Here is a 20,270-nt window from a genome sequence, read left to right on the forward strand (position 1 = left end):
CGCTCAGCACCAACCTACCCAAGCCCCCTGCAACACCTAACGGAGGCAGCGTGGGTTGGGTCAGGGCGCACAGCCTGAGGAGCGTAGGTTGGGTTAAGGAGCGAAGCGACGAAGCCCAACACGTTCGTGCCGATCCCCGTTGGGCTTCACTGCGCTCAGCACCAACCTACCCAAGCCCCCTGCAACACCTAACGGAGGCATAGCTGTAAGTCTCCAGGGCGTAGGGTGGGCATCAGCCCACCAACAGGGCCGGGCTTGCCCACAGGGTTTCGCGGGGGTCAGCCGCTCTTGTGGGAGGTCCGCCCCCCGGGGCGATGCTCCTGGGCTTCAGGCTTCCAGCGCCTAGGCGGTTTCGACGCCCTCGCCCGCGCTCATGACCAGCGGCCGGATCTTCTGCAGCTGGGTCTCCAGCGAGTAGGTCAGGCTCGATGCCATGGAAAAGAAGGTGAGGAAGGCCTTGAGGTTGGAGTCGCCGTGGCAGGTGTCATGGATGCGCTGCCAGAACGCCTGGTTGACCAGTTGCAACTGCTGGAAGGAACGCACCAGGCCGCGGAGTTCCCAGTCGGCATGCCGGCCTTCGCGCAGGTTGAAATACTGCCGGGCCAGGTACAGCGAGACCGCGCGCAGGACGAATTCGTGGTTGCTGGCGAAGGGCAGGTGCTGTTGCGCCATGGGCTTCAGCCGGGCCAGGATGGGACAGGCGCTGGTGGCCATGATCACCCCCAGCAGTGCGCGCAGCCCTTCGTCCAGCCCGACCAGCTTGGTGTATTCGCGTTCGGGCGTGCGCACCCAGACCAGCGCCTTCTGGATCGCCGGCAGTCCCTGGAAATCCTCGATGACCCGATGCAGGTCCACCGCGGCCGGACAGTGACTGAATTCGTCCTTGCTCAAGGGGCAGTTGGTGCAGCGCTGGTGCTCGAGCCGGGTCCATTTCGGCGCCTGCGCGGCCACCTCTCGATCGTATCCGCGGTCCAGCTCGATCCGGTAGCTGAAGTCATGTTCATCGTCCAGGGTGATGCGATATTCAATAGCCATTAACGCTCCATCATGACTTCAGATCCGATGTCGGTACTTAACTACGCGCCACCCCGCATGGCATTGATCCAGCTCATAAGGCTTCGCCGTGCGCCTTCTCATCGACTGCAGCGCCGACCTCGTACGACATCGGGGTCAGTTCGTTCATTGTGCTCGCATCTGCCCGGCGGCGGCCGGAGTGCCGCCTATTCCTCCAATTCCGCCCAGCGCTCCAACAGCCCGTCCAGCTCCTGCTGCAAGGCCTCCAGGCGTGCCAGGGTCGCGCCGGTGAGCTCGGCCGGCTGCTGGTAGAACGCCGGCTGCGAGATTTCCGCCTGCAGCGCCTCGATGCGCTTTTCCGCCTCATCGATCCTGCCCGGCAGCGCTTCCAGTTCACGCTGCAGCTTGTAGCTGAGCTTCTTCTTCGCCGGCGCGGCCTCGACTGCTGCCGGCGCCACGGGCGCCGCCTGCGCGCTGGCCTTGGCCCCCTTGGCCTCGGCCACGGTTTCGGCCACGCCCAGCAACCGCGGCGAACCGCCCTGACGCAGCCAGTCCTGATAACCGCCGACGTACTCGCGCACCACGCCGTTGCCCTGGAACACCAGCGTGCTGGTGACCACGTTGTCGAGGAAGGCCCGGTCGTGGCTCACCATCAGCACCGTGCCCTGGAAGCCGAGCAGCACTTCCTCCAGCAGCTCCAGCGTCTCCACATCGAGATCGTTGGTCGGTTCGTCGAGCACCAGCAGGTTGGCCGGCTTGCTGAACAGCTTGGCGAGCAAGAGCCGTGCCCGCTCGCCCCCGGATAGCGCCTTGACCGGTGTGCGCGCCCGTTGCGGGCTGAACAGGAAGTCGCCGAGATAGCTCAGCACGTGGCGGTTCTGGCCATCGATGGTGATGAATTCGCGACCCTCGGCGAGGTTGTCGACCACGGTCTTCTCCAGCTCCAGCTGGTGACGCAATTGGTCGAAATACGCCACTTCGAGTTTGGTCCCGGCCTCGATGACGCCGCTGCTGGGCTGCAGCTCGCCCAGCAGCAGCTTGAGCAGCGTGGTCTTGCCGGTACCGTTGGCGCCCAGCAGGCCGATACGATCGCCACGCTGGATCACCATGGAGAAGTCGCGGATCAGCGGCTCGCCACCGGGATGGGCGAAGCTCACGTGCTCGGCGACGATGACCTGCTTGCCGGACTTCTCCGCCACCTCCACCTGGAAGCTGGCCTTGCCCTGCCGCTCACGGCGCTCGCTGCGCTCGGCGCGCAGCGCCTTCAGCGCGCGCACGCGGCCTTCGTTGCGGGTACGCCGGGCCTTGATGCCCTGGCGGATCCACACTTCTTCCTGGGCCAGCTTCTTGTCGAACAGCGCGTTGGCGGTTTCTTCCGCGGCCAGTTGCTGCTCCTTGTGCACCAGGAAGCTCGCGTAGTCGCCGTTCCAGTCGATCAGATGGCCGCGATCCAGTTCGAGAATGCGCGTCGCCAGGTTCTGCAGGAAGGCCCGGTCGTGGGTGATGAACAGCACGGCGCCGTTGAAGCCGGTCAGCGCCTCTTCCAGCCAGGCGATGGCGCCGATGTCCAGATGGTTGGTGGGCTCGTCGAGCAGCAGCAGATCGGGCTCGGACACCAGCGCCTGGGCCAGCAGCACGCGCCGGCGCCAGCCGCCGGACAGTTCGGCCAGGGTGCGATCGGCGGGAAGCTGCAGGCGGCTCAGGGTGCTGTCCACCAGTTGCTGCAGGCGCCAGCCGTCCTTCGCTTCGAGGGCCTGCTGCACGTGCATCAGCTTGTCCAGATCGGCTTCGTCCTGGATGTTCTGGCTCAGGTGGTGGTACTCGGCGAGCAGCTCGCCAACCCCGGCCAGCCCCTCGGCCACCACGTCGAACACGGTGCGATCGTCGGCACGCGGCAGTTCCTGCGGCAGCTCGCCGATCTTCAGCCCCGGCGCGCGCCAGATCTCGCCGTCATCGGCGGCCCGGTCGCCCTTGACCAGCCGCAGCATGCTGGACTTGCCGGTGCCGTTGCGGCCGATGATGCAGACCCGCTCGCCCCGCGCGATCTGCCAGGACACTCCATCCAGCAACGGCGTGGTGCCGTAGGCGAGGGACACATCGGTGAACTTGAGCAGGGTCATGGCTACCTCCGGAAAACAGGGCGCGCATTCTAGCAGAAGACGCCCGGCAACCCGGCCGCCATCGACGCTCACCGAGCACGTGCGATGACGCTCGGCCATGCTCGCACCAGAGCGGACCTCGGGCACCCGCGCCATAACCGGCACCGCAAGGCTATGCTCTTCCGGCAAGACGGCGCCCCCAAGGTTCGGTGAGAGAGGCGTCGCGGGCTCCAGGCGAATGCCCGTGACCGCTCGACGCTCATTGAAACAATTGAGCGGGCCGGGATGACAGGGGCGCGTTGCAGGCTACGCCGATCGGCACTAGGTTCTTTACGGCAGTCGCCGACACACGAACCGAACCGGCCGAAGCTGGCGTGATCAGCCCCTGGCGCCCGCTTCGCAAAGAGATGGTCCCGGGGCAGGCGCAGCAAAGGACGGGAGTGCCATGCTCGGCGCCGACAGCAACCCGCGTCTACCCCTGGGAAGCCCGACGATGCACAGACTCATTGGTTTCATGCTCCTGAACGCCTTGCCCGCCATCGCCTTCGCCCAACCGTCGACCTCCGCGAGCGATGCCCAGGCCATCACCGCCCTGGTGGATCGTTACCAGCAGGCACGCACGGCGCAGGACGCCACGGCCATTCGCGCACTGCTCACCGATGACGTCGACCAGCTGGTGTCCTCCGGCGAATGGCGCCATGGCATCGAAGGCGCTCTCGGCGGCATGCAGCGCAGTTCCACGCAAAACCCGGGCGAGCGCACCCTCACCGTGGAAACCGTCCGGCTGATCGACACCGACAGCGCCATTGCCGACGCTCGCTACGAATTGCCCAACGCCGACGGCACGCTGCGCCGTATGTGGAGCACTTTCGTGGTGGTGCGCGAGGATGGCCAGTGGAAGATCACGGCGATTCGCAACATGCAGCCCAGCGGCTATCGATAGCCTGTTCACAGCGGCGCCGGTTGACCGTGCATGCGCCGATCACGGCCCGCGCCGCATCGAGGCGGCTGTCAGCGCTGTTTCTTCCTGGGATAGTCGACGATCACCGCCGTTGGCTCGCGCGAACCGACTTCCCTTGCCAGCAAGGCTGGGTCATCCGGCCGCCATCGGAACGCTCTCCGGCTCGGGCAGTCATTAGAACATCGCTTTTGTAGCGTGCGTCCCACGCAGCGAATGCTGCGCGAAGAAGGATGTGCACAGCGCACCCGGAACGCCCCTGCCCCCACCGAGGATGACTATCCATGAATCGACTTTTCGACAAGACGGCCCCACAGAACGTCCATGGCTGGGAGCGCGCCGCCTCGCTGGCGGGTGGCCTGGTAATGATCGGCAAGGGGTTGCGCCGTGGCGGTCTGTTCGGCCTGGCGGAACTGGCGATGGGCGGCATGGCGCTCGCGCGCGGCATCAGCGGGCGCTGCGAGGCCAAGCGCATGCTGACCGAGATGGAGACCAAGCCGGCGCCGCCGAGCCAGCGCTACAGCCATATGCCGCTGGATTCGGAGGTGCACAGCCCGGACTTCGCCGACGCCGGCGTAGAGCTGCCCGACACCACGCCGATGGGCCATGAAACCCACCCGACACCGCGCGGCAGCCTGAAGCCTGAAGCCTGAAGCCTGAAGCCTGAAGCCTGAAGCTTGGAGCTTGGAGCTTGGAGCTTGAAGCTCAAAAGCATCGCCCCGGGGTCGGGCCTCCCACGAAAAGCAGCGAGCCCTGCCGGAACCCGTAGGAGGCGCGCCCTCGCGGCGATGCAGGCCGAAAGGCCTGCCCAATCAACCCTGCCCCATCAGCCGCCCCTGGTTCTGCTGCGCCATCTCCTTGAGAAAGTCCCAGGTGGTGCGCATGCGCGCCAGGTCCTTGAACTCGATGGGCATCAGCATCCAGAAGGTGCGGGTGAAGCTGACTTCGTCGGGCAACAGCAATTGCAGGCGCGGGTCGGCATCGGCCGAGAAGGCCGGAAGAATCGCGATGCCTGCCCCCATCGCCACCGCCTCCTGCTGGGCCAGCAGACTGGTGCTGCGCAGGCCGATGGCGCGCGCATCGGCGATGCCGTCGAGAAACAGCAGCTCCTTGCTGAACAGCAGGTCGTCGACGTAACTGACGAAGCGATGCGCGGCGAGGTCTTCGCGATTGCGGATCGGCGCGTGCTCGGCCAGGTAGGCCGGCGCCGCATACAGGCGCAACACGTAGTCGGTGAGCCGGGTGATGATGAACGGCCCGCGTTCCGGACGTTCCAGGGTGATGACGATATCCGCCTCGTGGCGCGACAGGCGCACCGCGCGCGGCAGCGCCAGCAGGTCGATGTTCAGGTGCGGGTAGCGCCGGCTGAGCCCGGTGAGCTGACCGGCCAGCATCACCGTGCCGTAGCCTTCGGTGGCGCCGATGCGCACTTGCCCGGACAGGCTGTCGCCCATGCTCGGCAGGGAATGCTCGATCGCCACGCTGGCGCTTTCCATTGCCTCCACTCGCGGCAGCAGGTTGCGCCCGGCCTCGGTGAGCTTGTAGCCGCCCGGCTCGCGCAGGAACAGCTGCATGCCCATGCTCTTTTCCAGCGCCTGCAGCCGCCGCGACACCGTGGTGTGGTCGACCGCCAGACGGCGCGCCGCGGTGGTCAGGCGCCCCGCCCTTGCCACCTCGAGGAAGTAACGCAGATTGTCCCAGTCCATGGTTCGGTCCTTTGGCTGTGCGTTTTTGCAGATCGCTTCTGCCGTCGACCGCATTGTAATGTGATTTTTTGCATTGCTACGATCAATCCACACCGTCCGCGAGCCAATAACAACAAGTGACCCGGAGAGCGACATGACCACTTCCCCTTCCATCCCCACTGTCAAGCTGCTGATCGGCGGCGAATTCGTCGAATCCACCACCGAACAATGGCGCGACATCGTCAACCCGGCAACCCAGGAAGTCCTGGCGCGGGTGCCGTTCGCCACCGCCGATGAAATCGACCGCGCCGTGGCCAATGCCAAGGACGCCTTCAGGACCTGGCGCAAGACGCCGATCGGTGCCCGCTCACGCGTCTTCCTCAAGTACCAGCAGTTGATCCGCGAGAACATGAAGGAGCTGGCGGCGATCCTCACCGCCGAGCAGGGCAAGACCCTGGCCGACGCCGAAGGCGACGTGTTCCGCGGCCTGGAGGTGGTCGAGCATGCCGCCGGCATCGGCAACCTGCAGCTCGGCGAGCTGGCCAACAACGTCGCCAGCGGCGTCGATACCTATACCCTGCTGCAGCCGCTGGGCGTCTGTGCCGGCATCACCCCGTTCAACTTCCCGGCGATGATCCCGCTGTGGATGTTCCCGATGGCCATCGCCACCGGCAACACCTTCGTGCTCAAGCCGTCCGAGCAGGACCCGATGGTCACCATGCGCCTGGCCGAACTGGCGCTGGAAGCCGGCGTGCCGCCGGGCGTGCTCAACGTGGTGCACGGCGGCGCCGATGCGGTGAACGCCATCTGCGACCATCCGGACATCAAGGCGGTGTCCTTCGTCGGCTCGACCCGGGTCGGCACCCACGTCTACAACCGCGCCTCCCAGGCCGGCAAGCGTGTGCAGTGCATGATGGGCGCGAAGAACCACGCCATCGTGCTGCCCGATGCGCACAAGGAGCAGACCCTCAACAACCTCGCCGGCGCCGCTTTCGGCGCGGCCGGCCAGCGCTGCATGGCGCTGTCGGTGGTGATCCTGGTGGGCGAGGCGCAGGCCTGGATTCCGGACCTGGTGGCCAAGGCCCAGACGCTCAAGGTCAACGCCGGCGTCGAGGCCGGCACCGATGTCGGCCCGCTGGTCTCCTGCGCCGCGCTGGACCGCGTCAGCGGCCTGATCGAACGCGGCGTGCAGGAAGGCGCCAGGCTGGAGCTGGACGGTCGCAATCCGAGCGTCGCCGGCTACGAGAACGGCAACTTCGTCGGCCCGACCCTGTTCTCCGGCGTCACCCCCGAGATGAGCATCTACCGCGAGGAAATCTTCGGCCCGGTGCTCTGCATCATGACGGCCGCGACCCTGGACGACGCCATCGCCCTGATCAATGCCAACCCCAACGGCAACGGCACCGCCCTCTTCACCCGCTCCGGCGCGGCGGCGCGGCATTTCCAGGAAGAAATCGACGTCGGCCAGGTGGGCATCAACGTGCCGATCCCGGTGCCGGTGCCGATGTTCTCCTTCACCGGCTCGCGCGCCTCCAAGCTCGGCGACCTCGGCCCCTACGGCAAGCAGGTGGTGCAGTTCTATACCCAGACCAAGACCATCACCGAACGCTGGTTCGACGAGAACGAAGTGGGCGGCCCGGTCAACACCACCATCAATCTGAAATGACGATCAGGCCGGCCCTGAAAGGACCGGCCTGCCTGATGCAGACGACCTGCAAGCTGGATTGCAGGGGCAAATGTAGGAGCGGGCCGTGCCCGCGATTCGCGCGCATGGCGCGCTCCTACGATGCTCCACGCTTATCTGACTGGCATTATCGGACTGCCTGCTTTGCGAGGAAACCCAATGCAATTCGAAACCCTGCTCGTCGACATCCAGGAGCGCGTCGCACTGATCACCCTCAACCGCCCGCAGGCGTTGAATGCGCTCAATGCCCAGCTGATCAGCGAGCTGAACCAGGCGCTGGGCCAGCTCGAGGCCGATCCGCGGATCGGCTGCGTGGTCCTGACCGGTTCGGCCAAGGCCTTCGCCGCCGGTGCCGACATCAAGGAAATGGCCGAGCTGAGCTACCCGCAGATCTACCTCGACGACTTCTTCGCCGAAGCCGATCGCATCGCCGCGCGCCGCAAGCCACTGATCGCCGCGGTGGCCGGCTATGCACTGGGCGGCGGCTGCGAACTGGCGCTGCTGTGCGACATGATCTTCGCCGCCGACAACGCCCGCTTCGGCCAGCCGGAGGTCAACCTCGGCGTGCTGCCGGGCATCGGCGGCACCCAGCGCCTGACCCGCGCCGTAGGCAAGGCCAAGGCCATGGACCTGTGCCTGACCGGCCGCCAGATGGATGCCGAGGAAGCCGAGCGCGCCGGCCTGGTGGCGCGCATCTTCCCGCAGGAGAGCCTGCTGGAGGAAACCCTCAAGGCCGCCCGGACGATCGCCGAGAAATCCCTGCCGGCGACCATGATGATCAAGGAAAGCGTCAACCGCGCCTTCGAAACCACGCTGGCCGAAGGCATCCGCTTCGAACGCCGGGTGTTCCACGCCGTGTTCGCCACCGCCGACCAGAAGGAAGGCATGGCGGCGTTCAGCGAGAAGCGCAAGCCTGAGTTCACCAATCGCTAGCCGCGTCTGGCCATAACAACAAGAGGAAAACGCCATGCATATCGGTTTTATCGGCCTCGGCAACATGGGTGCACCCATGGCCCACAACCTGCTCAAGGCAGGCCACCCGCTCAGCGTCTTCGACCTCAACGCCACGGCTGTCGATGGCCTGGTCGCAGCCGGCGCGCTGCCGGTCGACTCGCCCACCGCCATTGCCCAGGGCAACGCCGAACTGATCATCACCATGCTGCCGGCCGCCGCTCATGTGAAGAGCGTGTATCTAGGCGAGAACGGTTTGGTCGCCAGCAGCCGCGCAGGTGTGATGCTGATCGACTGCTCCACCATCGACCCGCACAGCGCCCGCGAAGTCGCCACGGCCGCCGCCGCGCACGGCAACCCGATGCTCGATGCGCCGGTTTCCGGCGGCACCGGCGGCGCCGCGGCCGGCACGCTGACCTTCATGGTCGGCGGCAGCGCAGCCGACTTCGACCGTGCGCAGCCGATCCTCGCCGCCATGGGCAAGAACATCATCCACTGCGGCGACGCCGGCAACGGCCAGGTGGCGAAGGTCGCCAACAACATGCTGCTGGGCATCTCCATGATCGGCGTCGCCGAAGCCATGGCCCTGGGCGTCGCGCTGGGCATGGACGCCAAGACGCTGGCCGGCGTGATCAACACCTCCAGCGGCCGCTGCTGGAGTTCGGACACCTACAACCCCTTCCCCGGCGTGCTGGACAACGCACCCGCCTCGCGCGGCTATTCGGGCGGTTTCGGCAGCGACCTGATGCTCAAGGACCTGGGCCTGGCCACCGAGGCGGCGAAACAGGTGCGCCAGCCGGTGATCCTCGGCGCCCTCGCCCAGCAGCTTTACCAGGCCTTCAGTGCCCAGGGTAACGGCGGCCTGGATTTCTCCGCGATCATCAATCAGTACCGCAAGGACACCTGACCATGACTGCAACCGAACGCCCCGTGCTGGCGGCCGTGCGCAACCACGTCGGCCACCTCACGCTCAATCGCCCGGCCGGGCTCAATGCCGTCACCCTGGAAATGGTCCGCCTGCTGCAGCAGCAACTGAGTGCCTGGGCGGCCGACCCGCAGATCCACGCCGTGGTGCTGCGCGCCAATGGCGAGAAGGCCTTCTGCGCCGGCGGTGACATCCGTTCGCTGTACGACAGCTTCAAGCGCGGCGACAGCGAGCACGAAAGCTTCTTCGAGGAGGAATACGCCCTCGACCAGTACATCCACGCCTACCCCAAGCCATTGCTGGCGCTGATGGACGGCTTCGTCCTCGGCGGCGGCATGGGCCTGGTCCAGGGCGCGTCGCTGCGGGTAGTGACCGAACGCGTGCGCATGGGCATGCCGGAGGTCGGCATCGGCTATTTCCCGGATGTCGGCGGCAGTTATTTCCTCTCGCGCCTGCCGGGCGAACTGGGCACCTGGATGGGCGTGACGGGCCAGCAGATCCGCGCGGCCGATGCGCTCTTCACCGGCCTGGCCGACTGGTGCGTCGCCCATGACCAGATCGCCGAACTGGACCGCTGCCTCGACCATATGAGCTGGACGATCCACCCACAGGAGGCGTTGCGCACGCTGGTGGCGACCCTGGGCACCAACAAACTGCCCGGCTCGGAGCTCAAGGCGTTGCACCAGGCCATCGACGCGCATTTCGCCAAGCCCGACGTACCGGCCATCCGCGCCTCGCTGGCGGCCGAGACCCGCGCCGAGTTCGTCGACTGGGCCGAGGAAACCCTCAAGGTACTGGACAGCCGCTCGCCGCTGGCGATGTGCGTGACCCTGGAGATGCTGCGCCGCGGGCGCGAGTTGCCGCTGGCCGAGTGTTTCGCGCTGGAGCTGCACCTGGACCGGCAGTGGTTCGCCAGGGGCGACATCATGGAAGGCGTGCGCGCGCTGATCATCGACAAGGACAAGTCGCCACGCTGGGACCCGCCGACGCTGGCGGAAGTCAGCTCGGAACGCGTGCAGGCGTTCTTCGCCGGCTTCAAGGCGGCTGCCGGCAAAGCCCGACGCAGTGCCACGGCCTGAATCCCGTTTGCAGCAGAACAACAAGAAGAGACCGCGCAATGCATGACCTCGAACTCAGCGAAGAACAACGCATGATCCGCGACATGGCGCGCGACTTCGCCCGCCGCGAGATCGCGCCCCACGCCCAGGCTTGGGAAAAGGCCGGCTGGATCGACGACGCCCTGGTGGCGCAGATGGGCGAGCTCGGCCTGCTCGGCATGGTCGTTCCGGAACGCTGGGGCGGCAGCTATATCGACTACGTCGCCTACGCCCTCGCGGTGGAGGAGATCTCCGCCGGCGACGGCGCCACCGGCGCGCTGATGAGCATCCACAACTCGGTCGGCTGCGGCCCGGTGCTGAACTACGGCTCGCAGGCGCAGCAGGACGAATGGCTGGCGGAACTGGCCAGCGGCCGCGCCATCGGCTGCTTCGCCCTCACCGAACCACAGGCCGGCTCCGAGGCGCACAATCTGCGCACCCGCGCCGAACTCGTGGACGGCCACTGGGTGCTCAACGGCAGCAAGCAGTTCTGCAGCAATGCCCGGCGCGCGAAGCTGGCCATCGTCTTCGCGGTGACCGATCCGGAGCTGGGCAAGAAGGGCCTTTCCGCCTTCCTGGTGCCGACCGATACCCCCGGTTTCGCGGTGGAGCGCAGCGAGCACAAGATGGGCATCCGCGCCTCGGATACCTGCGCGGTCACGCTCAGCGATTGCCGCGTGCCGCACGCCAACCTCCTCGGCGAGCGCGGCAAGGGGTTGGCCATCGCGCTATCCAACCTGGAAGGTGGGCGTATCGGCATCGGCGCCCAGGCGCTGGGCATCGCCCGCGCGGCGTTCGAGGCGGCGCTGCTGTATGCCCGCGAGCGCGTGCAGTTCGGCAAGCCGATCGCCGAACACCAGAGCATCGCCAACATGCTCGCCGACATGCAGACCCAGCTCAACGCCGCGCGGCTGCTGATCCTGCATGCCGCGCGCCTGAAGAGCGCCGGCCTGCCCTGCCTCTCGGAAGCCTCCCAGGCCAAGCTGTTCGCCTCGGAGATGGCCGAGAAGGTCTGCTCGCAGGCGGTGCAGATCCACGGTGGCTACGGCTACCTGGAGGACTACCCGGTGGAGCGCTACTACCGCGACGCGCGGATCACGCAGATCTACGAAGGCTCCAGCGAGATCCAGCGGCTGCTCATCGCGCGCGAGCTGGCGAATTATTCCTTGTAGCCGGGAGCGGGCGGGCCGGACTGCCGGAAAGCTTGAAGCTTGAAGCTTGAAGCTTGAAGCTTGAAGCTTGAAGCTTGAAAAGCATCGCCCCGAGGGCGGGCCTCCCACAAAAGCGGACGGTGCACACCGAACCAGTGGGAGGCGCGCCCTCGCGGCGATTGCAGGCCGCAGGGCTGCCAAAAGCCTGAAGCCTGAAGCCTGAAAAGGCTGCACCACAAATAAGAAGGCTATGTCCTTGTTAGCTGTTACCAGGCGGTCCGGGGAAAGCTCGACGCCTTGTAGGGTGGGCCGGCTGGCGATCCGCTTCAGCACGTAGGTTGGGTTGAGGAGCGTAGCGACGAAGCCCAACACGCCCCTGGAGCCGGGAGCCAGCCAGCCCAACGGACGGTCTCCACAGCGGCATGGCCTGATGCTACGCCTGTTGGGCTTCGCTGCGCTCAACCCAACCTACGCACTACCCCGTGGAGCGCTGCTACCGCAATGCGCGGATCACCCAGATCTACGAAGGCTCCAGCGAGATCCAGCGGCTGCTCATCGCGCGCGAATTGGCGAACTATCCACTTTAGGGGTATCGGTGCCATGAGCGGGAGACGCCGCCTGGTCAGCGGTCAGCCGTAGTGCTGTCTTGTTGGTAGCAGGCGGGGCGCATCCTCGCGGCCACGTTGGTGGGCTAAAGCCCACCCTACATGCTCTGAGATGGGCTTTCTATCGCAGGGCTCCCGGGTCTCGGTGGGCTGAAGCCCACCAATCAACCTCAGTCTCGTCGGTTATTCGACGGAACCGGATGACCGCAGCCAATAAAAAGGGGAGCCATCGAGGCTCCCCTTCAGGGCGTGTTGCTTTGTTCTTTTTCTGCTGACGGGCTTGTTGTTCTTGTTCGCAACCCGGCCGGGCTTGAGGCCCGCAAGCCGTCCCATACGGGACTCGAAGAACAAACGGATTATTTTGGTCGCTGATGTTGCCACTGCCCTTGCGGGCTCAACCGGTTCTGGCGCTGCCTTTAGGCAGTTTTGTCGTTCTCGGTCCGGTCGACAGGAGACCTGTCGGGCAATCTTCTCCAAAAGAATCAGTTTGCTACGCCTCCACGCGATTATTTTTATTATGTCGGAGTCGTTACGTGTTGTTTTTGTTATGAGTTCAGCTTTCTTGTTTTTGTTGTGCGCATGACAAAGCAGGCGGCGTGCCAACTTTTCAAAATCCTTAAATATCAATAGGTTATGATTTTCAGCCAGCGCCAGCGCAGCAAGAAGAGGCCGCGCCACGTTACCGCGCGCCCCAGCTGCCGTTACAGGGTTCACATGAGGTAACACCTGCGGGGATCACGGTGCTGTTACCCGCTCAGCTGCAGCGAGGAGGGATGGTGGTAATGGGCAGGAACGCGGCGCAATGGACGAAGGCAGGATTTCGGACGGCGAGAACGCGAAGCGGCTTGGCATGCCTCAAGCTGCCAAGCCGCCGGTTGCGTGGTTACCAAACCATTCACTGCGTCGAGGCGATTTGCTCGATCGCCGGTAGGTCAGGCATCCACTGTTTGCGCAGGATTTTCCTTCCGTCGAGCGATGAGGTCGCAGGCCGCAATAGCGAGCAGGGGTACGACACCAACCTCAAGGGCCACGATCCACGACCCGATGAGTCCTATGAACAACATTCCAACGACAACAAACGCAGCGACACAGTGAGCAAGAAAGCGGCACAGTTCGAGCGCTACTACATCTTCGGCATAATTATTCATGACGTTTGACTCCCCGTTTTTGTTGTAATAAGCAGCCACTGCTTTCATGTTAGTCAGCTCGCGTGAACACGCAATGCAAGCCGACGTGCGGCTCGTCTAGATCGCCTGTTACAGCGCCCCTCACAGGGGCACGACATCGATTTCACTTGCCTTACCGCACACGGCCAAAGGCGATTGCTACATAGGTGGAGCATATTCTGGAATGCTCGTTCGAGCCCATGTCCAAATGGATACGAATATCCGGCATGAAGAACAAACCGCCCGCACGACGGGTTCTTGCCGCTGCCGTATCAGAATAAGCTGACCGCTCGTTTAATAATTCTTTTTATACGATCAAGTGCGGCGATTGGCTTTCAGGTCGTAGGTTGGGTGGGGGCGCCCAGTGGGCTGTCTTGGAAGTTCGTTTGTCCATGCATTGCCGCGATCCCGGCCACCATTGCCGATGATTGCCAGCAAGGACTCGGCGTCCCCCGGGCTCCTACACAGGCAGTTCGCCCGCCCCAGCCTGCGCATGCTGCGCCGAGCCCTCCGGTTCATTGCAGGGAATTCAATCCCAGCCGACGTCCGGTTGGGCGCGCAAGGTTCGTCGTGCCTTGCCGGGGGTTCGCGAGAAGCGCGGCGCAGGCGCCACCTGCAACAGGCCGTCGAGCTCCTGGTAGACGCCGCGCTGGCGCAGATGCGGATGCGCCGCCGCCTCCTCCAGCGGCACCACCGGGGCGAAACAGGCATCGCTGCCTTCCAGCAAGGCACACCACTCGGCCTGGGTGCGGCTGGCGAAGAGCTGCGCCAGCACCCTGCCCTGCTCTTGCCACCCGGCCGAATCGGCACAGCCGCGCCAGAGTATTTCCGGTGCATCGATGCGTTCGAGCAGCTCGCGCCAGAACTGCGGTTCGAGCGGGCCGATGGCGATCTCGCGGCCATCGGCACAGCGATAGCAGCGGTAATTGGGCGCGGCGCCGCCCAGCAGGTTGCGCTCGCGCTGCAGGTCGATACGGCCGTCAGGCAGCAGGCCGGCGAAGAAGCTCATCAGCGACGATACGCCATCGACGATCGCCGCATCGATCACCTGGCCGCAGCCGGAGCGTTCGCGCTCCCACAGCGCCGCGAGAATGCCGACGGTCAGGTATAGCGAGCCGCCACCGAAATCCCCGACCAGGTTCAGCGGCGGCACCGCCGGCCCGCTCTCGCCGCGTATCGCCGCCAGCGCGCCGGTCAGCGCGATGTAGTTGATGTCGTGCCCGGCCGCCTTCGCCAGCGGCCCGCTCTGGCCCCAGCCGGTCATGCGCCCGTAGACCAGCCGGGGGTTGCGCGCCAGCAGTTCGTCCGGCCCCAGCCCCAGCCGTTCCATGACCCCGGGGCGGAAGCCTTCGATCAGCACATCGGCATCCTGCGCCAGCTCCAGGCAGCGCGCGCGACCGGCCGCGCTGCGGATGTCCAGCGTCAGCGTCTTGCGTCCGCGATCGACCACCGGGTTCGGCCAGCCGGTGCCGCCTTCGCGCTCGATACGCAGCACCTCGGCGCCCATGTCCGCCAGCAGCATCGCGCAATGCGGCCCCGGCCCAATTCCGGCGAATTCCAGCACCCGCAGGCCCAGCAGGGGACCCTGCCGGGATTCACAACGCTCCGTCATCGATTTCCCCCCAGGCCTGCTCGCAGCCGTAATGCTGTTCAGTTATCTGCCAGTTGAGCACATGAGCCCCTCTCCCCTTGCGGGAGAGGGGAGATGCAATGTCTGACGCTTTATTCGAACGGCATTACTCGCAGCCAGGCCTTACTGGTTAACTGCGTTCGCCTGGCTCTCGACCAGGTGGTTGCGGTAGCGCTCGCGCAGCACCTTCTTGTCGATCTTGCCGGTGGCGGTCAGCGGCACCGCGTCGAAGATCACCGCATCGGGCATCCACCACTTGACGATGTTCGGCTCCAGGTGGGCGAGGATCTTCTCCACGCTGACCTCGGCATCGCCGTGCGGCTCGATCACCAGCACCGGGCGCTCTTCCCATTTCGGATGGAACACACCGACCACCGCCGCCACTTTCACTCCCGGACAGGCGGCGGCGACGTTCTCGATGTCGATGGAGCTGACCCACTCGCCGCCGGATTTGATCACGTCCTTGCTGCGGTCGGTGATGCGCATGAAACCGTCGGCATCCAGGGTGGCGATGTCGCCGGTGTCGAACCAGCCGTCCTCGTCCAGCGCACTGGCTTCGCTGCGGTAGTAGCGCTCGACCGTCCAGGGCCCGCGCACCTTGAGGCGGCCGGAACTCATGCCATCGCACGGCAGCTCGCGACCCTGCTCGTCGACCACCTTCAGCTCGATGCCGAATTGCAGGCGCCCCTGGCGCGTCCAGATGGTGTCGTTGGTGGCTTGCTGGCCGCGCTCGGCGAGCTTCGGCGTCGGCGTCGCCACCACGCCCAGCGGGCTGGTCTCGGTCATGCCCCAGAGCTGGCAGACCGCGACGCCGTATTGGGTCTGGAAGGTCTCGGCCATCGCGCGCGGCACGGCGGAACCGCCGATCACCAGCCGCTGCAGGGTGCCGGAATCCTCGCCACTGCGCTCCAGATGGGCGAGGTACAGGGTCCAGATGGTCGGCACGCCGCCGGAAAGCGTCACGCCCTCGGTCTGGATGAGTTGCTGCAGGCTCGGCCCGTCCATCTTGTCGCACGGCAGGACGAACTTGCAGCCGTTGATCGCCGCGGCGAACGGCAGGCCCCAGGCGGTGCCGTGGTAGAGCGACGAGCACGGCATGATGCAGTCGAAGGCGGACAGCCCGAAGGCGCTGGAAAGCCCCGCCGCCATGGCGTGCAGCACCACCGAACGGTGGCTGTAGAGCACGCCTTTCGGATCGCCCGTGGTGCCGGAGGTATAACAGAGCACGGCGCCAGCGTTCTCGTCGAATTGCGGCCAGTCCAGCGGCTGCTCGGCGGCGATCAGGCCTTCATAGCCCTGCACGTCGGCGAGCGAGGAAGTCGGCTGAACGGCGAGTTCGATGAAATGACGGATATTGCCCAGCCGCGGCCGCAGCCTTGCGACGCAGTCGGCGAAGCTGCTGTCGAACAGCAGCACCTGGCTGCCGGCATGGTTGAGGGTGTAGACGATCTGCTCGTCGGACAGCCGCGGGTTGGCGGTGTGCAGCACGGCGCCGATGCCCGGTACGGCGAAGAACAGTTCGTAGTGGCGATGGGTATTCCAGGCCAGCGACGACACGCAGTCGCCGGGACCGATGCCGAGCTTTCGCAGCATCGAGGCGGCCTGCGCCGCGCGCGTGGCGAGGCCCGAATAGTCGTAGCGCCACATCGGCTCGTCGACGAGCCGCGAGACGATTTCGCGGTCGCCATGGGCGCGCACCGCATGTACGAGAATGCTGCTGATCAACAGGGGGGCATTCTGCATCAGACCTGGTTGCATGTTTCCTACCTCGTCTTGTTTTTATTTTCGAAGCGCCGGTCGAGGAAACGCGTTCTACCGGCATCGTTTCACTGGTTACGGTTGTCGCTCCCCTCGCTACGGCACGCATGCGGTGGGGTCAGTCCGGCTAATACGAGCCGGTTAAGCGTTTGTTGCCGTGAAATGTCGGCCTGTGTCGGGGCGATGCGGATGAACCGCCGATCGCCAGCAAGCTGGCTCCTGCAAAAGCGCCCTGTGCCATAGCCACCGAGTGGCTAAAAAGCTTTATCGGATCGGCATCAGTCAGTGCGGCCCTCCGAGATTGCGCGCGATCACCAGGCGCTGGATGTCGCTGGTGCCTTCGTAGATCTGGCAGACCCGCACGTCGCGGTAGATGCGCTCCACCGGGAAATCGGCCAGATAACCATAGCCGCCGAGGGTCTGGATCGCCGCCGAGCAGACCTGCTCGGCCATCTCCGAAGCGAACAGCTTGGCCATCGAGGCCTCCACCAGCGCCGGCCGGCCGGCTTCGCGCAGGGCGGCGGCGTGGTGCACCATCTGCCGCGCCACGGCGATCCGGGTCGCCATGTCGGCCAGGCGGAAGGCCACCGCCTGGTGCTCGATGATCGGCTTGCCGAAGGTTTCGCGTTCGTTGGCATAGTCGCGCGCCGCCTCGAACGCGGCACGGGCCATGCCGACCGCCTGCGCGGCGATGCCGATGCGCCCGCCCTCGAGGTTGGCCAGGGCGATCCGGTAGCCCTCGCCCTCCTCGCCGAGGCGGTTGGCGAGCGGTACGCGCAGGCCTTCGAAGGCGATCTGGCAGGTATCGGAGGCATGCTGGCCGAGCTTGTCCTCGACCCGCACCACCTGGTAGCCGGGGCTGTCGGTGGGCACGATGAAGGCGCTGATGCCGCGCTTGCCGGCATCCGGATCGGTCACCGCGAAGACGATCACCGTGCCGGCGTGCTTGCCGGAGGTGATGAACTGCTTGGCACCGTCGAGGATGTAATGGTCGCCCTCGCGCCGGGCGCGGGTGCGCAGGCTGCTGGCATCCGAGCCGGCCTGCGGCTCGGTCAGGGCGAAGGCGCCGATCTGCTCGCCGCGCGCCAGCGGGGTGAGGAAGTCGCGCTTCTGCTGGTCGTTGCCGAAGCGCAGGATCGGCACGCAGCCCACCGAGTTGTGCACGCTCATGATGGTCGAGCAGGCGCCATCGCCCGCGGCGATCTCCTCCAGCGCCATGGCATAGGCCAGGTAGCCGGTGTCGCTGCCGCCCCACTGCTCCGGCACCAGCATGCCGAAGAAGCCGAGCGCGGCCATCTCGCCGATCGCCTCGGCCGGATAGCGGTGCTCGCGGTCCCACCGCTCGGCGAAGGGCTTGAGCCGCTCGCGGGCGAACTGCCGCGCCATCTCGGCGATCGCGCGTTGATCTTCATTGGGCAGCATGGGCGCCTCCTCAGAGCAGTTCGACGGCCATGGCGGTGGCTTCCCCGCCGCCGATGCAGATGGCCGCCACCCCGCGTCGCAGCCCGCGGGCACGCAACGCCGAGAGCAGGGTCACCAGGATGCGCGCACCGGAAGCGCCGATCGGATGGCCCAGCGCACAGGCGCCGCCGTTGACGTTGACCCTGGCATGGTCCAGCCCGAGCTCACGCATGCTGGCCATGGCGACCACGGCGAAAGCCTCGTTGATCTCGAACAGGTCGACCTCGCCGATGCCCCAGCCGGTGCGCTCCAGCAGTTTGCGGATCGCGCCGATGGGGGCGGTCGGGAACAGGTTCGGCGCGTCGGCGAAGGCCGCATGGCCACGGATCAGCGCCTGCGGCTGCAGGCCCCAGCGCTCGGCTTCGGAGCGGCGCATCAGCAGCAGCGCCGCGGCGCCATCGGAAATCGAGCTGGAGTTGGCGGCGGTGACGCTGCCGCCCTCGCGGAACGCCGGCTTGAGGCTGGGGATTTTCTCCGGCAGCGCCTTGGGCGGCTGTTCATCGTCACGGATCAGACGCTGCTGTTTGCCCTGGGGGGTTTGCAGCACGACGATTTCCTCGGCGAAGGCACCGCTGGCGATGGCCGATCGGGCACGATGCAGGGATTCCAGCGCGTAGGCGTCCTGCTCTTCGCGGCTGAAACCGTGGCTCTGGGCGCAATCCTCGGCGAAGGTGCCCATCAGCCGACCCTTGTCGAAGGCATCCTCGAGGCCGTCGAGGAACATGTGATCCAGCACGCGGCCATGGCCCATGCGGTAACCGGCCCGCGCCCTGTCCAGCAGATAGGGTGCATTGGACATGCTTTCCATGCCGCCGGCGACGACGATGTCGGCGCTGCCGGCGCGCAGCAGGTCGTGGGCGAGGATCGCCGCCTGCATGCCGGAGCCGCACATCTTGTTCAGCGTGGTGCAGGTGGTGGCCCGGGTCAGCCCCGCGCCCAGCGCCGCCTGGCGTGCAGGCGCCTGGCCGAGGCCGGCGGGCAGCACGCAGCCCATCAGCACCTCCTGGACGTTTTCCGGCGGCAAACCACTGCGCTCGACCGCTGCGCGGATCGCGGCGGCGCCCAGTTCGGGCGCGCTCAGGCCTTTGAGATCGCCCTGGAATCCGCCCATGGGCGTGCGGGCGCTGCTGACGATTACGATGGGATCATCTTTCATCTTCGCTTCCTTCACTTGGCGGCCATGCGCAAGGCGCCGTCGAGGCGGATCACCTCGCCGTTGAGCATGCCGTTCTCGAAAATGTGGCGGACCATCGCGGCATATTCGGCCGGGTGCCCCAGGCGTGGCGGGAACGGCACGTCGGCGGCGAGCGAAGCGCGGATCTCCTCGGTCATGCCGGCCATCATCGGGGTCTCGAACACGCCGGGCGCGATGGTCATCACCCGAATGCCGAAGCGCGCCAGTTCGCGCGCGGCGGGCAGCGTCATGCTGACCACGCCGCCCTTGGAGGCGGCATAGGCGGCCTGGCCGATCTGCCCGTCGAAAGCGGCGATCGAAGCGGTATTGACGATCACGCCACGTTCGCCGTTCTCGCCCGGGGTGTTCTCGGCCATGGCCTCGGCGGCCAGGCGCAGCATGTTGAAGCTGCCGATCAGGTTGATGCCGACGATGCGGCTGAAGCTGTCCAGCCCGTGCGGCCCGTGGCGACCGAGAATCTTCTCGCCACCGGCGACGCCGGCGCAGTTGACCAGCCCGTGCAGGGCGCCGAAGCGCTCGCGGGCCACCGTCACGGCACGGCGCGCAGCTTCTTCATCGCGGATATCGGCCTGCACGCCGAAGGCATTGGCGCCGAGCGCTTCGGCCCGGGCGATGGCGGCGGCTTCGTCGAGATCGACGAGCAACACCTTGCCACCCGCCTCCACCAGCGCTTCGGCGGCCGCGGCTCCAAGCCCGGAGGCGCCGCCGGTGATGAGGAACACGTTGTCGCGAATCTGCATGGCTCTCTCCCGTGCTTGTTGTTATTCGGTGCGAAGCCGGGACCATCTTTAGACAGCGACACGGGTGCGGCAATGGTCGATCTATTCAACCTGCCTGACCGTTTTGGCCAATGGCAAAAGGCAATTACATCGATGTGGAGACGTACGCGCG

General features: G+C 66.0%; 17 protein-coding genes and 1 pseudogene. 8 read left to right on the plus strand and 10 right to left on the minus strand.

The window, feature by feature from the left end; translation table 11 throughout:
• Positions 1-342: 342 nt before the first annotated feature.
• Both IN820_RS00595 and IN820_RS00600 read right to left on the minus strand, forming a co-directional pair.
• Positions 343-1,035, minus strand: coding sequence for a DUF6901 family protein (locus IN820_RS00595; RefSeq protein ID WP_193679110.1), 693 nt, complete (start codon positions 1,033-1,035; stop codon positions 343-345).
• Between the two features lie 185 nt (positions 1,036-1,220).
• The gene (locus IN820_RS00600; RefSeq protein ID WP_193679111.1) at positions 1,221-3,134 is read right to left on the minus strand and encodes an ATP-binding cassette domain-containing protein; all 1,914 of its coding nucleotides are present in this window, start codon (positions 3,132-3,134) and stop codon (positions 1,221-1,223) included.
• A 472-nt stretch (positions 3,135-3,606) separates the two neighbouring features.
• Between IN820_RS00600 and IN820_RS00605 the strand changes: the two genes are divergently transcribed.
• Both IN820_RS00605 and IN820_RS00610 read left to right on the plus strand, forming a co-directional pair.
• Positions 3,607-4,056, plus strand: a complete 450-nt coding sequence (locus IN820_RS00605) for a YybH family protein (protein WP_193679112.1) — start codon at positions 3,607-3,609, stop codon at positions 4,054-4,056.
• A gap of 299 nt (positions 4,057-4,355) precedes the next feature.
• Complete coding sequence (locus IN820_RS00610; protein ID WP_193679113.1) at positions 4,356-4,724, plus strand: YgaP family membrane protein; 369 nt, start codon at positions 4,356-4,358, stop codon at positions 4,722-4,724.
• Between the two features lie 159 nt (positions 4,725-4,883).
• Here IN820_RS00610 and IN820_RS00615 read toward each other — a convergent pair whose 3' ends face one another.
• The gene (locus IN820_RS00615; protein WP_193679114.1) at positions 4,884-5,777 is read right to left on the minus strand and encodes a LysR family transcriptional regulator; all 894 of its coding nucleotides are present in this window, start codon (positions 5,775-5,777) and stop codon (positions 4,884-4,886) included.
• Positions 5,778-5,910: 133 nt separating this feature from the next.
• On the opposite strand from IN820_RS00615, the gene IN820_RS00620 reads away from it, so the two are divergent.
• The 6 genes and pseudogenes from IN820_RS00620 to IN820_RS00645 form a co-directional block, all read left to right on the plus strand.
• Positions 5,911-7,422: a CoA-acylating methylmalonate-semialdehyde dehydrogenase gene (locus IN820_RS00620; RefSeq protein WP_193679115.1), complete on the plus strand. Its 1,512-nt coding sequence runs from the start codon at positions 5,911-5,913 to the stop codon at positions 7,420-7,422.
• A 177-nt stretch (positions 7,423-7,599) separates the two neighbouring features.
• Positions 7,600-8,373: an enoyl-CoA hydratase gene (locus IN820_RS00625; RefSeq protein WP_193679116.1), complete on the plus strand. Its 774-nt coding sequence runs from the start codon at positions 7,600-7,602 to the stop codon at positions 8,371-8,373.
• Positions 8,374-8,407: 34 nt separating this feature from the next.
• Complete coding sequence (gene mmsB, locus IN820_RS00630; protein ID WP_193679117.1) at positions 8,408-9,298, plus strand: 3-hydroxyisobutyrate dehydrogenase; 891 nt, start codon at positions 8,408-8,410, stop codon at positions 9,296-9,298.
• A gap of 2 nt (positions 9,299-9,300) precedes the next feature.
• Positions 9,301-10,395: an enoyl-CoA hydratase/isomerase family protein gene (locus IN820_RS00635; protein ID WP_193679118.1), complete on the plus strand. Its 1,095-nt coding sequence runs from the start codon at positions 9,301-9,303 to the stop codon at positions 10,393-10,395.
• Positions 10,396-10,433: 38 nt separating this feature from the next.
• On the plus strand, positions 10,434-11,585 hold the full coding sequence (locus IN820_RS00640; RefSeq protein WP_193679119.1) for an acyl-CoA dehydrogenase family protein: 1,152 nt from the start codon (positions 10,434-10,436) through the stop codon (positions 11,583-11,585).
• Positions 11,586-12,040: 455 nt separating this feature from the next.
• A pseudogene (locus tag IN820_RS00645) lies at positions 12,041-12,151 on the plus strand (acyl-CoA dehydrogenase family protein); the annotation flags it as partial.
• Between the two features lie 201 nt (positions 12,152-12,352).
• On the opposite strand, the gene IN820_RS00650 reads toward IN820_RS00645, so the two are convergent.
• The 7 genes from IN820_RS00650 to IN820_RS00680 form a co-directional block, all read right to left on the minus strand.
• Positions 12,353-12,883, minus strand: coding sequence for a hypothetical protein (locus IN820_RS00650; RefSeq protein WP_193679120.1), 531 nt, complete (start codon positions 12,881-12,883; stop codon positions 12,353-12,355).
• A gap of 218 nt (positions 12,884-13,101) precedes the next feature.
• The gene (locus tag IN820_RS00655; protein ID WP_193679121.1) at positions 13,102-13,365 is read right to left on the minus strand and encodes a hypothetical protein; all 264 of its coding nucleotides are present in this window, start codon (positions 13,363-13,365) and stop codon (positions 13,102-13,104) included.
• A gap of 499 nt (positions 13,366-13,864) precedes the next feature.
• Entirely contained in the window at positions 13,865-14,947 is a 1,083-nt protein-coding gene (locus tag IN820_RS00660) for a CaiB/BaiF CoA transferase family protein (protein WP_193679122.1), read from the minus strand.
• A gap of 141 nt (positions 14,948-15,088) precedes the next feature.
• Positions 15,089-16,708 (minus strand): long-chain fatty acid--CoA ligase, encoded by a 1,620-nt coding sequence (locus IN820_RS00665; RefSeq protein ID WP_193679235.1) that lies wholly within the window; start codon positions 16,706-16,708, stop codon positions 15,089-15,091.
• A 297-nt stretch (positions 16,709-17,005) separates the two neighbouring features.
• The gene (locus tag IN820_RS00670; protein ID WP_193679123.1) at positions 17,006-18,145 is read right to left on the minus strand and encodes an acyl-CoA dehydrogenase; all 1,140 of its coding nucleotides are present in this window, start codon (positions 18,143-18,145) and stop codon (positions 17,006-17,008) included.
• A gap of 10 nt (positions 18,146-18,155) precedes the next feature.
• Complete coding sequence (locus tag IN820_RS00675) at positions 18,156-19,340, minus strand: acetyl-CoA C-acyltransferase (RefSeq protein ID WP_102893666.1); 1,185 nt, start codon at positions 19,338-19,340, stop codon at positions 18,156-18,158.
• Positions 19,341-19,351: 11 nt separating this feature from the next.
• Positions 19,352-20,119, minus strand: a complete 768-nt coding sequence (locus IN820_RS00680; RefSeq protein WP_193679124.1) for an SDR family NAD(P)-dependent oxidoreductase — start codon at positions 20,117-20,119, stop codon at positions 19,352-19,354.
• Between the last annotated feature and the right edge of the window lie 151 nt (positions 20,120-20,270).

The sequence above is a fragment of the Pseudomonas lopnurensis genome, assembly GCF_015070855.1.
GTDB lineage: Bacteria > Pseudomonadota > Gammaproteobacteria > Pseudomonadales > Pseudomonadaceae > Stutzerimonas > Stutzerimonas lopnurensis.

Excerpts from the sequence above, each read along its gene's own strand:
- IN820_RS00595 (WP_193679110.1), bottom strand. The coding sequence starts at position 1,035 with ATGGCTATTGAATATCGCATCACCCTGGACGATGAACATGACTTCAGC.
- IN820_RS00600 (WP_193679111.1), bottom strand. The coding sequence starts at position 3,134 with ATGACCCTGCTCAAGTTCACCGATGTGTCCCTCGCCTACGGCACCACG.
- IN820_RS00605 (WP_193679112.1), top strand. The coding sequence starts at position 3,607 with ATGCACAGACTCATTGGTTTCATGCTCCTGAACGCCTTGCCCGCCATC.
- IN820_RS00610 (WP_193679113.1), top strand. The coding sequence starts at position 4,356 with ATGAATCGACTTTTCGACAAGACGGCCCCACAGAACGTCCATGGCTGG.
- IN820_RS00615 (WP_193679114.1), bottom strand. The coding sequence starts at position 5,777 with ATGGACTGGGACAATCTGCGTTACTTCCTCGAGGTGGCAAGGGCGGGG.
- IN820_RS00620 (WP_193679115.1), top strand. The coding sequence starts at position 5,911 with ATGACCACTTCCCCTTCCATCCCCACTGTCAAGCTGCTGATCGGCGGC.
- IN820_RS00625 (WP_193679116.1), top strand. The coding sequence starts at position 7,600 with ATGCAATTCGAAACCCTGCTCGTCGACATCCAGGAGCGCGTCGCACTG.
- mmsB (WP_193679117.1), top strand. The coding sequence starts at position 8,408 with ATGCATATCGGTTTTATCGGCCTCGGCAACATGGGTGCACCCATGGCC.
- IN820_RS00635 (WP_193679118.1), top strand. The coding sequence starts at position 9,301 with ATGACTGCAACCGAACGCCCCGTGCTGGCGGCCGTGCGCAACCACGTC.
- IN820_RS00640 (WP_193679119.1), top strand. The coding sequence starts at position 10,434 with ATGCATGACCTCGAACTCAGCGAAGAACAACGCATGATCCGCGACATG.
- IN820_RS00655 (WP_193679121.1), bottom strand. The coding sequence starts at position 13,365 with ATGAAAGCAGTGGCTGCTTATTACAACAAAAACGGGGAGTCAAACGTC.
- IN820_RS00660 (WP_193679122.1), bottom strand. The coding sequence starts at position 14,947 with ATGACGGAGCGTTGTGAATCCCGGCAGGGTCCCCTGCTGGGCCTGCGG.
- IN820_RS00665 (WP_193679235.1), bottom strand. The coding sequence starts at position 16,708 with ATGCAGAATGCCCCCCTGTTGATCAGCAGCATTCTCGTACATGCGGTG.
- IN820_RS00670 (WP_193679123.1), bottom strand. The coding sequence starts at position 18,145 with ATGCTGCCCAATGAAGATCAACGCGCGATCGCCGAGATGGCGCGGCAG.
- IN820_RS00675 (WP_102893666.1), bottom strand. The coding sequence starts at position 19,340 with ATGAAAGATGATCCCATCGTAATCGTCAGCAGCGCCCGCACGCCCATG.
- IN820_RS00680 (WP_193679124.1), bottom strand. The coding sequence starts at position 20,119 with ATGCAGATTCGCGACAACGTGTTCCTCATCACCGGCGGCGCCTCCGGG.